The organism is Brevibacillus sp. NRS-1366 (genome assembly GCF_050467985.1).
Window position 1 is genome coordinate 41360 of the sequence record NZ_JBITPN010000037.1, and the last position, 13239, is coordinate 54598.

Annotated in this window: 10 protein-coding genes; 9 read left to right on the forward strand and 1 reads right to left on the reverse strand. The window is 44.8% G+C overall.

All coding sequences use genetic code 11. The features are described 5' to 3' along the window. The first annotated feature begins 231 nt into the window (after window positions 1-231). Genes ACIFQN_RS25110 through ACIFQN_RS25150 form a run of 9 tightly spaced genes read left to right on the forward strand, consistent with a single transcriptional unit; the run spans window position 232 to window position 11698 of the window. Window positions 232-600 carry a response regulator gene (locus ACIFQN_RS25110; protein WP_429835761.1) on the forward strand — a complete coding sequence of 123 codons (369 nt, stop codon included), beginning with the start codon at window positions 232-234 and terminating at the stop codon, window positions 598-600. Between the two features lie 55 nt (window positions 601-655). After that, complete coding sequence (locus ACIFQN_RS25115) at window positions 656-2860, forward strand: NAD-dependent epimerase/dehydratase family protein (RefSeq protein WP_429835762.1); 2205 nt, start codon at window positions 656-658, stop codon at window positions 2858-2860. Continuing rightward, on the forward strand, window positions 2853-3860 hold the full coding sequence (locus ACIFQN_RS25120) for a hypothetical protein (RefSeq protein WP_429835763.1): 1008 nt from the start codon (window positions 2853-2855) through the stop codon (window positions 3858-3860). The genes ACIFQN_RS25115 and ACIFQN_RS25120 overlap by 8 nt, the downstream gene beginning before the upstream one ends. Beyond that, window positions 3857-5698: a DUF2194 domain-containing protein gene (locus tag ACIFQN_RS25125; RefSeq protein ID WP_429835764.1), complete on the forward strand. Its 1842-nt coding sequence runs from the start codon at window positions 3857-3859 to the stop codon at window positions 5696-5698. The genes ACIFQN_RS25120 and ACIFQN_RS25125 overlap by 4 nt, the downstream gene beginning before the upstream one ends. 3 nt (window positions 5699-5701) lie before the next feature. Next, window positions 5702-7126, forward strand: coding sequence for a GT4 family glycosyltransferase PelF (gene pelF / locus ACIFQN_RS25130; RefSeq protein WP_429835765.1), 1425 nt, complete (start codon window positions 5702-5704; stop codon window positions 7124-7126). 47 nt (window positions 7127-7173) lie between these two features. Beyond that, window positions 7174-8514: an exopolysaccharide Pel transporter PelG gene (pelG, locus tag ACIFQN_RS25135; RefSeq protein WP_429835766.1), complete on the forward strand. Its 1341-nt coding sequence runs from the start codon at window positions 7174-7176 to the stop codon at window positions 8512-8514. A gap of 26 nt (window positions 8515-8540) precedes the next feature. After that, window positions 8541-10265, forward strand: a complete 1725-nt coding sequence (locus ACIFQN_RS25140) for a CotH kinase family protein (protein WP_429835767.1) — start codon at window positions 8541-8543, stop codon at window positions 10263-10265. Further along, window positions 10262-10996 carry a polyphosphate polymerase domain-containing protein gene (locus ACIFQN_RS25145; RefSeq protein WP_429835768.1) on the forward strand — a complete coding sequence of 245 codons (735 nt, stop codon included), beginning with the start codon at window positions 10262-10264 and terminating at the stop codon, window positions 10994-10996. Before ACIFQN_RS25140 ends, ACIFQN_RS25145 begins: the two co-directional genes overlap by 4 nt. A gap of 21 nt (window positions 10997-11017) precedes the next feature. Next, window positions 11018-11698, forward strand: a complete 681-nt coding sequence (locus ACIFQN_RS25150) for a DUF4956 domain-containing protein (RefSeq protein WP_429835769.1) — start codon at window positions 11018-11020, stop codon at window positions 11696-11698. An 84-nt stretch (window positions 11699-11782) separates the two neighbouring features. Here ACIFQN_RS25150 and ACIFQN_RS25155 read toward each other — a convergent pair whose 3' ends face one another. Further along, window positions 11783-13168: a DUF4832 domain-containing protein gene (locus ACIFQN_RS25155; protein ID WP_429835770.1), complete on the reverse strand. Its 1386-nt coding sequence runs from the start codon at window positions 13166-13168 to the stop codon at window positions 11783-11785. Between the last annotated feature and the right edge of the window lie 71 nt (window positions 13169-13239).

Sequence of the window (13239 nt, forward strand, 5' to 3'; positions counted from 1 at the left end):
TTTCCTCTAAGCTTCGTATTTAAAAGTCTCTTCCTTACCTTACTTTCAAACTACTGACTTGTTCAGAAATTGTTGAGATTGTACTAGTAAAATAAAGAAAGACAGTTTTTTGTTTGGGTATTTATACCTATCAATTCACGTTTTTCTATAAATGTATTCTTCAATCAATAAAAAGTGGGTATATTTTACTATTTTCTAAATAACGGAAGAGATGGGAGACATTACTTTGTAATGAAGAGTATTATGATTGTCGATGATACGGCGTTTACGCGTCTCGTATTGCGGAACATGTTTGAGTCGCTGGGGTTTGAAGTGATCGCCGAGGCTGATTCGGGGGAGGATGCTGTCAAAAATTATTGTTTGTACAAACCTTCGCTCGTCTTGATGGATATCTCTATGCCGGGAATGAACGGACTAAGTGCCTCGCGCAAAATTATGGATATGGATAGGGATGCAAAAATCATTATTTGCTCGGCCGTTGTGCACCGTGAAACAGTCATCAAAGCCATCCAGGCGGGCGCGCGTGATTTTATCGCAAAGCCACTCAATAAGGAGCGGATTGAATGGGCTGTGCAAAGTGTCTTAGGAACAGGAACGTAGATAAAGTAGGCAGGAAATCCAGATTACATTTGAAGCACATATGGGGAGAGTACAAATGAAGGTTTTGGTCACGGGAGGCTATGGGTTCATAGGCTCATTTGTAGCGGAAAGGTTTTTCAAGGAAGGCTATCAAGTCTTTATCCTCGATAATCTATCTTCAGGAAACAAACAAAATATTACCTTTAAACACAAGTCTTACATTCTGGATGTAGAGGATAAAAACTGCGATGAAGTGTTTAAAAGCAACAAGTTTGATGTTGTAGTTCACTTGGCAGCACAGATTAATGTTGTTACTTCGATGGAAGACCCCCTGCTAGATTCTACTACGAATATCCTCGGACTCGTCAACATGCTGCGACTCTCAAGCGAATACGGTGCCGCTAAATTTATCTTTGCTTCCTCTGCAGCAGTATATGGATTGAACGAACAAACGCCGCTTCTGGAAAACACGACGTGCGACCCTGTCTCGATTTACGGGATGAACAAACTGATCGGAGAACACTACTGCCAAAAGTGGAATGAGCTTTTTGGACTGAATACCGTGTGCTTCCGTTTCTCAAACGTATATGGCCCCAGACAAGGATCTATTGGGGAAGGCGGCGTGATCTCCACTTTTTTGAAGCAACAACATAGCGATCAGGAAATTGTCCTGTATGGCGACGGCAAGCAAGTCAGGGATTTCATCTATGTAGAAGATGTTGCTGATGCTATCTATCGCTCTGTGACGACTGACTATCATGGCGTATTAAATCTGTCTAGCAATACGGAAAGCAGCATCAATGAGCTAATCAGCATACTGAATGCAGAAAAGGAGTTCAAGGGAATCCTGCATCAAGAAAAAAGAAAGGGAGACATCGAAAAGTCGGTTCTGGACAACACGAAAACGAAGCGACTGTTAGATTGGGTTCCGATGTATTCGCTTGCCGAAGGACTGGCCAAAACCTCTGAATGGTTTCAAGCAAAACAAGCGGAGAACTTCACAGAACAAGCGGATACACGGAAAAAATGGGGCAGATTCCAACGCTCTAGTGAAGTATGGCCGTATATCGAAAATATTCTTGCCTTTCTGGTTGTGATGGCTCTGACACTTGGAACGGTTAATGGCGATTCATTTGATCTCAAATTGATTTATATCGTGCTGATCGGCGCCATTTACGGAACGAAACAATCGATTCTCTCTGTCATTTTATCCTGTGGTCTATTTATCGGGGAGAGTCTACAAAACGGCCGTGAAATTGTATCGCTGCTCTATGATGCCAATGTGCTCTTTCATATTGCTGTCTACTTCATCATCGGGATCGCCGTTGGGTATTCCATTGATAAAAGAAACAGGGATGTTGTTTCCAAGGAGCTTCAAAAGAAGGCCATGGAAGAAAAGTATGACTTTTTAAAGGACATCTACAACGATGTTCTGGTTGTAAAGGAAGAATTGCAGCAGCAGATCGTCAATTCGGAAGACAGTTTCGGGAAAATCTACAGCATCACCAAAGAGTTGGATAGCCTCGAGCCGGAGAGAGTGCTGCAAAGATCAGTAAAGGTCCTGGAAAAGATCATGAAATCGGACGAGATATCGATCTACACCATGAATCAAAATGGCACCTTTTTGCGACTCGTCGCGAAATCGAATAAAAGCGAGTTTGAGCTTCCCCGTTCGTTAAAAATGAGCGAGCATCCGTACCTTTCTGAATTGCTCACCACCAAGAAAATCATCGTGAACAAAGAGCTGAGGCACGACATGCCGCTGATGGCTGCACCAATTTTTGACAACGGCAGGATGGTAGCTATGGTGTCGTTACAACACCTCGGTTTTGAAAATTTCACCTTGTATTCCCAAAATCTGTTTCAGGTAGCCGTGCAATTGATTTCCTCTGCGCTCTCCCGTTCGTTGCGGTATTTACATTCAACGAACAAGGAACGCTATGTCGAGGAGACAGCCATCATGAATCCGCCCTATTTTTACGACATGCTGAAAAACAAGAGAGAGGCAAAGCAATTGTTGAACACAGACTTCACGCTTTTGGCGATTGATCGGACATCGTTGGATCACCAGACGCTCTCGTCTCTCATATCCAATTCTTTGCGCGAAGCAGATTATATGGGGATGGATGAAAAGGCAAATGTGTTTATTATCCTTTCGAATTCCAATGCCATCGAAGCGGATATCGTCATAGAACGGCTTGGAAGGTTAGGAATCGCGGCATGGATTGTACAGGAGAAAGATCAGGCGATGTTTTCGTTCAGGGATGGAGCTTATGTATAAATTTGCGATCGCTCATCTCTTGGTGTCTCTGGTCTACAGTTTTCTTGCAAGCCGCAGCAACAATCAAGGAGCCGTTACCCGATTCAGCGTGGTTTTCTTCGTGCCTGTTTTCGGATTGCTTTTACTGATCATTACAGATGTCTTCAAACGAACATCTGAAAAGAACGAAAATGATCTGAAGCTCGAAAGTGATTTGCTGAAGCTCGCCGAAGAATCAACCATATTCCGCCGAGCTGACGTGTCAAAAGAAATGAACATTGTTCCCGTTGACGACATTCTGTTATTGAATGACACCAGCACAAGAAGAAAAATGTTGATTGACGTTCTAAAGGAACAGACGATTTGGCAAATTGGCACACTGGAAACTGCTCTGCAAAACGAGGACTCCGAAACCGTTCACTATGCTGCCGCTGCTTTGACAGAAATGCGCAGAAAGCTCCAACTGCAGCTTCAGGATTTATCGGTGAAATACGAGGAGAACAAGCAAGACATTGAAGTGTTAAAAGCGTATGCGCAGGTGTTGAAGAAGTATCTCGAAAGCGCTCTGCTGGATAGAAGAACGTATTTGAAATACTCCTATACTTACTCATTTGTTCTTGGGTCCATACTGGATATTTATCAGGACGAGGCCATTTATTTTGTGGAAAAAATCAATTGTGAGCTTGCCATTCAGTCGTATGAGCAGGCAGCACAATACTGCCGATTGTTTCATGAGTCACATCCCGATAGTGACCAGCCATATGTCCTGACTATGAAGCTTTGCTATACGATGCGAGACTATGCAGGATTTAGAGCTGAAATGAATAGATTGAAAAGCTCTTCTGTGAAAATCTCTCACCAAACATTAATGCTCATACGTTACTGGAGCAATCTCGGGGCAGAGCATTCGGATGAGAGCATTGAGTATTGGAGTGAAGAAGATTACGGGTTGAGCTTGGCGGAGGTAGCCGCGACCAAAGAAGAAGGTCTGACTTTAAAAGAGAAGAGCGAGTGGAAATGAATAGCGAAATCCAGGTGAAAAAAAATATCTTCATCATTTTGGCGATCGTAGTCATTTTGGGAATCGCGATCGAAACGACTCGCTCCCAATTCATCCTTCAGGTGAGCAGCAATAAGGCGAGCGGATCAGAAGATGCCATCGCAGCGCCTAAACAAAATGGAATCAGCCAGGCGGAGTTAGCGCTGCTGCCAAAAGAAAGGTTCCTGATACTCCAAGATTCCCAGGATGAAAGCAGTGGCGAAATCGCGGAAAATATCAAGCAGGTTCTGGCTTATATGAAAAAAGAATTCGATGTCGTCGATGTGACGCAGTTTTCCAACCCAGATCCAAAATATATGACGATCATCGTAACTTCGGAGAACATAAACCAGATAGCCGATTTAGACGGGGTTATGCAATATGTCAATGAGGGGGGAACGGTTTTCTTTACCCGCACTCCCGAATTCAATGATGGATTATATCGGATATACCGAAAGCTAGGTATCAATGAAATGGATTACCCGGTGATGACAAAAGGCATCAAGATGACATCCAACCTGCTCATTCAGGGAAGGGATGCCCAAATCGGTGAAGATCTAATTTTCAATTCATCTATCCCTGTGGAATTGGACAAGCAGAGTACAATTCACGCCATCACCTCTCATCAGCTTCCCTTAATGTGGGATACGCCGTATGGAAAGGGGAGGTTCATGCTGTATAACGGGACCAACCTGAGTGCTTCCATGAACAGAGGACTTATCGCAGGGGCAATCAGCATCCTGAACCCGGATTTCATCTATCCGGTATTCAATATGAAAGTCATGTACATTGACGATTTTCCCGCTCCGTTTCGCCAAGGAATTGACCCTAACATTTATCAGGATTACAAAAAGGAAATTCCTGATTTTTATCGAGACATTTGGTGGCCGGACATGATTAAACTGGCAGCCGATTACGATGTGACGTATACCGGGGCGATTATTAAAACCTATAATGACCGCGTGGAACCACCCTTTGAGGATCAGGAAGGTACGGATACAAACAATCTGATCACGTACGGTAGGGATTTGGTGAAACTGGGCGGGGAATTGGGGATTCACGGCTACAATCATCAATCGTTGGTGACCGATCAAGAGCGAGTGAAAGAACTGGAGTACAATGCGTGGCCGAATGAAGAAAGCATGGAGCAAGCTCTTGGTGAGCTGAGCGATTATACCAAACGAGTGTTTTCAAATTATGCCATACGCGTGTATGTCCCTCCTTCCAATGTAATGGGCGAAGAGGGGAGGGAAGCACTGAAAAATACGTTCCCCGACATCAAGATTATTGCTTCCCTGTACGCAGAGTCTGCAAATGGCCAGGAATACGTGCAAGAGTTTTCGGTAGCAGACGATGGAATCGTGGAGATGCCCCGGATTACCTCTGGTTACGCGCACACCGATCTCAACAACTGGTATGTCACAAATGCAGTAAGTTCCATTGGTGTGTTTTCTCATTTTATCCATCCGGATGATATTTTGGATGCAAAAAGAAGCAAAGAATTGACATGGCCTGTCTTGTCCAAGCAGTTCCGCTTATTGATGAAGGACTTGTACGAGGATTATCCGTGGCTGCGCAGCATGACTGCCTCCGATGGCGGAGCAGAGCTTGTCCATTATGTTGGAACAAAAGTGTATGTGGAGCACAAGGATAACAAAATTATTGGTTACATGAACGACTTTTCCAAAGAAATGTACTATTTCTTGCGGACAGACAAGAAAATGACGTCCCTGAAAAATTGCACAGTGGTCAAGATTGATGAGGGCGTCTATCTCGTTCATGCGACAGGCACAAAATTTGAAATAGGACTGGAAGGGTAAGCCATGAAAATATGTCTGATTGCCGAAGGGTCTTACCCGTTCATCATGGGAGGCGTATCAAGCTGGATTCATTCTTTGATCACTGGGATGCCGGAGCATGAGTTCATCATTTACGCCATTGGCGCACAAGAGAAAAGCAAGGGCAACTACGTCTATGAATTGCCGCCAAATGTCGTTCAGATCAAAGAGGTTTTCCTGGATGCCTATCTGAAGGAAGAGGCCGATCCGGGCAAACGGCTTTCTTTGAGCAAAGAAGAGCAGCAGGCTGTACTCTCTCTGCTGGACGGCAGCACAGCCAACTGGCATACGCTTTTTTCCATGCTGACACAAGAAAAGGTTCCTTCCGTGGCCAACTTTCTAACGAGTAAAGACTTTTTTGAGATTATCCAAAAGCTTTGCGAGCAAAAATACCCGCAAATTCCTTTTACGGAAATGCTGTGGATGATCCGCTCGATGGTGTTGCCGCTCTGTCTCATTATTAAAGAAGGAATGCCACAAGCTGATCTGTACCACAGCGTTTGCACCGGATACGGAGGAGTCGCAGGAAGCCTTGGAAAGCATCTGTTTGGCAAACCGTTTCTTTTGACAGAACACGGTATTTATACACGCGAAAGAGAAGAAGAGATTATTAAGGCAAACTGGATCAAGGGTCATTTCAAGGATATTTGGATTGATTACTTTTACAACCTTTCCAAATGCGCCTATTCTTACGCGGATCATGTCATTACGTTATTCGAAAGAAACAAAGAAATTCAAGTCGAGCTGGGTTGTGAACAGAAGAAGGTCACGATTATTCCAAACGGGGTACGCGTGGGCGACTATCAAAATCTGCCGCAGAAAAAAGCGGAAGAACCAATAACGATCGGTGCCGTCGTTCGAGTAGTGCCAATCAAAGATATCAAAACGATGATTCACAGCTTCGCATTGGTGAAAGAGCAGGTGCCCGAAGCACGATTCATGATCATGGGACCGACAGATGAGGATGAGGAATATTATTTGGAATGCTTGCAGCTTGTAGAGAGTCTGGAGCTGGAGGACGTTACATTTACCGGCCCTGTAAATGTAAAAGAGCATCTCGGGAAAATGGACCTCCTCGTTCTGACGAGTATCAGCGAGGGACAACCGCTGGTCATTCTGGAGGGAATGGCTTGCAGCAAGCCGTTTGTCACGACTGATGTGGGCAGCTGCAGGGAGCTTTTGTATGGCAATGGAGATGGCTATGGGAAAGCCGGCATAACTGTACCTGTGATGCATTTTGCCCAAATTGCACAAGCCATCATTACACTGTGCCAGAGTGAGGCAATGCGGTTGGAGATGGGTGAAAATGGGTACAAAAGAGTTTCGGATATGTACACGAATACGAACTTTCTGACGGCATACCGGAATTTGTATCGGGAATATGAGGTGCAAAAACCATGGCAGGGATAGGCTTTGAGCTAAAGAAAATGTTCCGGAATCAGGGATATCTGTCAAGTATGAAAGCATACGCGTTCTCTTCTCTGGTAACAGTCGGACCGATGCTTTTATGCATGGTGATGATCACCGTCTTGCAGCAGATTCTTCTGCATCTGGAAGTCTCCTATATAGAGAGAATGGCATTTTTGGCGGCTGTCGTTTATGCGTTTGTGTTTTCACTTTTGATTACTAGCGGTTTTTCTATGGTGATTTCCCGCTATATCGCAGACAAGATTTATTTGAGAGAGTATAACGACATCATTGCTTCGCTGTATGGTGTCATTGCGGCGTGCCTATGTCTCGGTGGGACGTTAGGAGCGGTGTTTTACTGGGTTTCGCCGCTTCCTGGACCATTTAAGCTCACAGCGTATCTCCTTTTTGTGGAGCTCATCGTGGTGTGGCTGCAATCTACTTATTTATCAGCATTGAAAGATTACATGCGGATCATTAGGGGATATTTGGTCGCCGTGGCGGTGACGATTACCACAGCATTGCTGTTGTTGAATCTGACCGACGTGGAAAAAGGTATCGCGATGCTGCTCTCATTAGACCTTGGTTTTTTTACGATGATCGTATGGTCTATGGTCCATCTGGAGAGCTATTTTCCGAAAAAAGAAAGAAACTATTTTGATTTTTTTCTGTATATAAAGAAATTTCCGAGCTTACTGGGGACAGGGCTTTTCTGCTCTCTCGGCTTCTATGTACATCATTTTGTGTTCTGGCTTGGCAGTCCGCTTCAGGAGAGCGTAGCGAATACCTACTTAATTGCACCTTCCTATGACGTGCCTGCTTTCTACGCTTCCCTGAGCATACTTCCCACGATGGTGGTGTTTGTCGTTTCCGTGGAGACCGCGTTTTATGAAAAGTATCGAACGTATTACGGAACGATTTTGGGGATCGGGTCGGTTAGGGATATCAAGCGGGCGAAAACAGATATGATTCAGACCTTGTGGCAGGAGCTCAGCTTCATGATGGAGATTCAATTATTCTTTACATTTGTTTCGCTCGCACTCGGCATTACCTTGCTCCCACATATCGGATTTTCGTCGGAGCAGATTGAGAGATTCAACATCCTCGTCATTGCGGGATTCCTGTATGCCGTGATGTTTGTCGTCATACTTTTATTGCTTTACTTCGATGATCGCAAAGGAGCATTCGCCGTGACCAGCCTTTTTCTGGGCAGTACGATTGCAATTACCATAGCGATGCTATCGCTTGAGAATTACGGTTTTTCCTTTTTTGTTTCCACATGTATCGCACTCGTGGCTGGACTGGGTAGACTGATGTACTTTATGAAGAACATTGATTACTATACCTATTGCTTGCAGCCCCTGATTACAAAGGAAAAGAAGATGGGATAAATCGTTTGGGAATTTTGGGAGGAGTTATGTTGGGGAAAAAACCATTCATACTGAGCATTCTCGCCGCAGGGGCTGTTTTGGCTGGATGCACACAGGAAGCGACTGAGCAAAAGGATGTCCAAACAGCGGCACCCAGTCATGTGGAGCAAACGCAGACAGCGGGCGGCGAGGGTTTGGTTGAAAACAGAAGAGTGTATGAGCAGGACGTAGATGGCAGCATCGCTTATTTATACGTCACAATTGTAAACGAAGAGAATGATGAATCGGAAACAACGACGTTTTCTGAAATCAATCGGTCCCTTGATGGCATAAATGAGCAGGGAGAGGACCTCAAGGCAAAGATCATCATGCAGGAAGGAACAGCGGACGGTCCCGCAACGGGCTTATTTGGATACGGAGAAACGAGGGCAAATGGCACAATCGAGGTACGGGGGGAATCCAGTCGTGCCTTCCAGCAAAAGTCGTACAAGCTGCGCTTGTTCAAAAGCACCGGAAACTGGAGAGACCAGTCGAATATCAACCTGAACAAACACAGGCCGGACATTACTCGGGTTCGTCAAAAGCTCAGTTTTGATTATTTCGAACAGATTCCGAACATGACAAGCTTGCGGACCCAATTTGTTAATTTAAAAATCAAAGATTTGACCGGTAAAAAACCGGATCGTGATTATGTGGATTACGGCTTGTTCACTCAAATCGAGCAGCCAAACAAATACTTCTTACAGTCGCACGGTTTGGATCGGAACGGAAATCTTTACAAAACCAATGATTTCGAGTTCCATCGCTACGAGGACAAAATTAAACTCGCTACGGACCCAACCTACGATAAACAGGCATTCGAAAGCATTCTTGAGATCAAGGGCAGTGAGGATCATCAAAAGCTCATCTCGATGCTCGACGATCTCCACGATCCGATTATGAACGTACAGGATTTTCTGGACAAGCATTTTGACCGGGAGAACTACTACACCTGGGTAGCGGCCAATATATTGATGGGAAATTCAGATACGTCCGACCATAACTTTTATTTATATAGTCCTTCCAATTCGGAAAAATGGTACTTGCTTCCGTGGGACTATGATTTATCGTGGGGATTTTTTGAGGAAGAGACAAAGCGCAGTCCCCAAAGCGGAGTCGGCAAATGGCAATTTGGGATTTCCAATTACTGGATCTCCGGTTTGCATCGCCGCGTGTTTAAAGACCCGGAAAACGTAAAAGTGCTGAATGAAAAAATCGAGGAACTCAGTAAAATTATTACCAAAGAGCAGACGGACAAATATTTGCAAAGCTACTACCCAATCGCAAGCAAGTACGTAAAGCAACAGCCTGATTTGTATAATCTCCCGCAGGATGTCTCCAAGTTTGATTATGAATACGGGATTATCTCAGGAGAGCCCGAACGGAACAAGAAGAGGTACTATGAAGCCCAAGAGAATCCGATGCCTTTTTTCATGGGAGAGCCGGAAGCAGAGGGGGACAAGCTCTTGTTTACGTGGGACCATTCCTACGATTTGCAGGGGGATGATCTGACCTATGACATTACCATTGGCTACGATCCTGCTCTCACCAAAGTATACACAAAGGCAACCGGATTAACCAAAGCGGATTATACTGCCAAATATCCGGGGAAGGGCCGTTTTTACTGGAAAGTAATTGTGCGGGATCGAAAAGGAAATGAACAGACGGCATTCGATAGAGTGGATAATGATGAGGTTACTTACCATGGGGTGAAGGAGTTTGTGCTGAAATGAGGGGAATCCAGAGTCCAGGCTTGCAGCTTGGCAACAAGAGATTACGGCATGAATTAAAGTACTACATTCATCTGCATGATTACGAGCCTCTACGGCAAAAGCTTCGGATGATCACAACGCAAGATCCTTATTCCGTGGATGAAGAGGGCTATCATATACGCAGCTTGTATTTTGATGATATCCATGACACCGCTCTGTATGAAAAAAACTACGGCGTATTCAGAAGAAAAAAGTATCGCATCCGCATTTACAACAAAAGTGACGCAGTCATGAAGCTGGAGAGAAAGAGTAAATTCGGCGGATATATTTGCAAGGAAGCCGCGACGATCACGCGTGATGGATATGAGCAGATCATGGCAGGACAGACGGAGTTTTTGATTGAGGAAAAAAACGATTTGCTGCACGATTTTTATTACGAATTCAAGAATCATCTCTTCCAGCCACGAGTCATCACCGATTATGTTCGCGAGGCTTATCTGATGGAAGCAGGAAATGTCAGGATCACTTTTGACAAGCAACTGATGACGAACGTCAATACGCTTGATATTTTTGATGACCAAATCATGATGGTGAGGGCGATTCGTCAGCCGATGATGATTATGGAAGTAAAGTTTGATCATTTCTTGCCTGCCAATGTCAGTTACCTGCTCCAGCATCTCAGCAATCAGCGGTCGGCTATCTCCAAATATGTCATTTGCAGAGAAGAGAGCAAAAAATACTATAATCTCTAGCGTAAGGGGAAGTCTGGTTTTATGGAAAATACAATCAGTTTTCAGGATATCATCAAAAAAAGCGTATTAAAAATGGACCAATTCGCCTCAATCTCCGTGATCGATACGATCATTGGCTTGATATTGTCAGGAGTCATTGGGCTATTTATCTATTACATCTACAAAAGGTCATTCCGAGGAGTCGTCTACAGTCACACGTTTAACATCACGCTGGTGGCGATGACGATGCTGACATGCCTGATTATCATGACGATCAGCACCAATATCGTTCTCTCACTCGGGATGGTTGGGGCACTTAGTATTGTCAGATTTCGTACGGCCATTAAAGACCCGCTGGACATCGTATTTATGTTTTGGGCGATCTCTGTTGGCATTGCCACAGGTGCTGGCGTATATCCGGTATCTGTACTAGGATCGCTAGTAGTAGCCGCTACGATTTTACTGCTAGCGAAAAAGCAGCTAAAGGATATGGCGTATCTGCTCATCATTAACTATCACGAAGAAGCGAATGACAACGTTAAATATCAGTTGAACAAACTAAAATGCGCTCTCAAGTCGAAAACAGTGAACAAAGATATGGTAGAAATGATTGTGGAAGTGAAACTGAAGGGGGACAATACGACCTTTGTCAATGAATTGTCTGTTATCGATGGCGTGAAGAACGTATCCCTGGTGAGTTATAACGGAGATTATGCACCGTAATCGTAAGCGCATGTAGCAATGCATGAAAGAGGAAAAACCCTTCTATGACACTGTAAACTGTGTCAACAGAAGGGTTTTTCTTTGTTATTTGGTGACGACAACCACTTTTCCCAATGTGTACCGCAGATCTGTCCGCTTGCCTTCCATGGCAAATTCAATGGCTGGCTCTTGGGTGTGAGGGTCCAGTATGCCTACGCAAAGAGTATATTCTCCTGCAGGCAGGTTAGCGGGAATCGCCAGGCTTTGGGACGACGTAGTCATGCCGGGAAGCCACTTTCTGATATCTTCCGCAGTAGCTGTTTTGGCGACAATCTTTCCTGTTTGATCGGCGAGGGACAGCTCTAGCGTCCACGGGAAGTAAAAAGGAGCAACACCGCTATTTTCCCAATCCATCGTCACATTTAAGTTGTTTCCCGCTGCCACGGTGTTGGCATGGCTCTCCTTGCTGAGGGAGAAGCGATAGCCAATCGTATTCAAAAAGAGGTTCAAGTTATCCTCTTGCTCCGCGTCTTTTAAAAAGAGAGCGGGCGTGTTGGGGCCGAGCCAACTGACATGAGTCGATTGTGCTTGACTGATCAACTGATCAATGGAAGAATCACGGAAATAACTGCTCAGCGAATGGGATGGCGAAAATTCCCCGCCACTTGGCGCGTACTTCCAAAAGTCAGGCATGGCTGGCATTGTTTCCTTGGAAAGCCAGGATTCGTACCCTTGCTGGATCCAGGTGAAATATTCACCTGTTGGCTTTTCGTCTCCGAACATATCGTTGAACAGACCCATTTTGTATCGCTTAGCAATAGGATGAGGTCTGCGCATCAACAGGATGGAGTCGGGAAAATTGTCCAGATAAGGCTGCACGTACTGATCGGTAATGGCCAGCTTTGGAAAAGGAATGGATGTGTCCGTGTGCCATTCCCCCCAGTGTCCGATACTGCCTAATTCCACGAAAGCAATGCGTGGATCAGTTTTATAGTGCTCGCCCAGCTTGGTAATCAAATCTTTATGATAAGCGATGAGAAGTGGATTGCTGTAGTTAGGACTGTACCCTTTTCCATAACTGTTTTCATACCACTCGCCATCCCCGTCTAGCTCCTCGTAGAGCCAGTCAGGTATTTCCATCTGCGACTTTTTCTCTGGTATATCCATTATGATGCGGATAATAAACTTTACGTCTTTGCTCGACCATTTTGGAAACTGCAGTTCTTCTTCTACCTGATCAAATTGATAATCACCTTTTGCAGGCTCCAGCATTCTCCAGGAAATATTGGCATATACAAGCGTGTGCCCTTGTTCAATCGTAGTAGAACGGGCATCTGGCGCGATTCCCATGTATGGATTATGCAATACATCAGGGATTGGCTTCGGTGAGTACGTTATGGCAGGCTCATAGACGGCAGAAATTGAGTAAGGCACGATAAAGGTGATTATAAGTAAAACGGTAAATATACTGTAAAGCCCAAGCTTTTTCATGAATGACCCCCTGCAACGAGTTGCGAGATTATTTGGCTGGGATGGAGGCAATGTGCACGGAACAGGAGGAT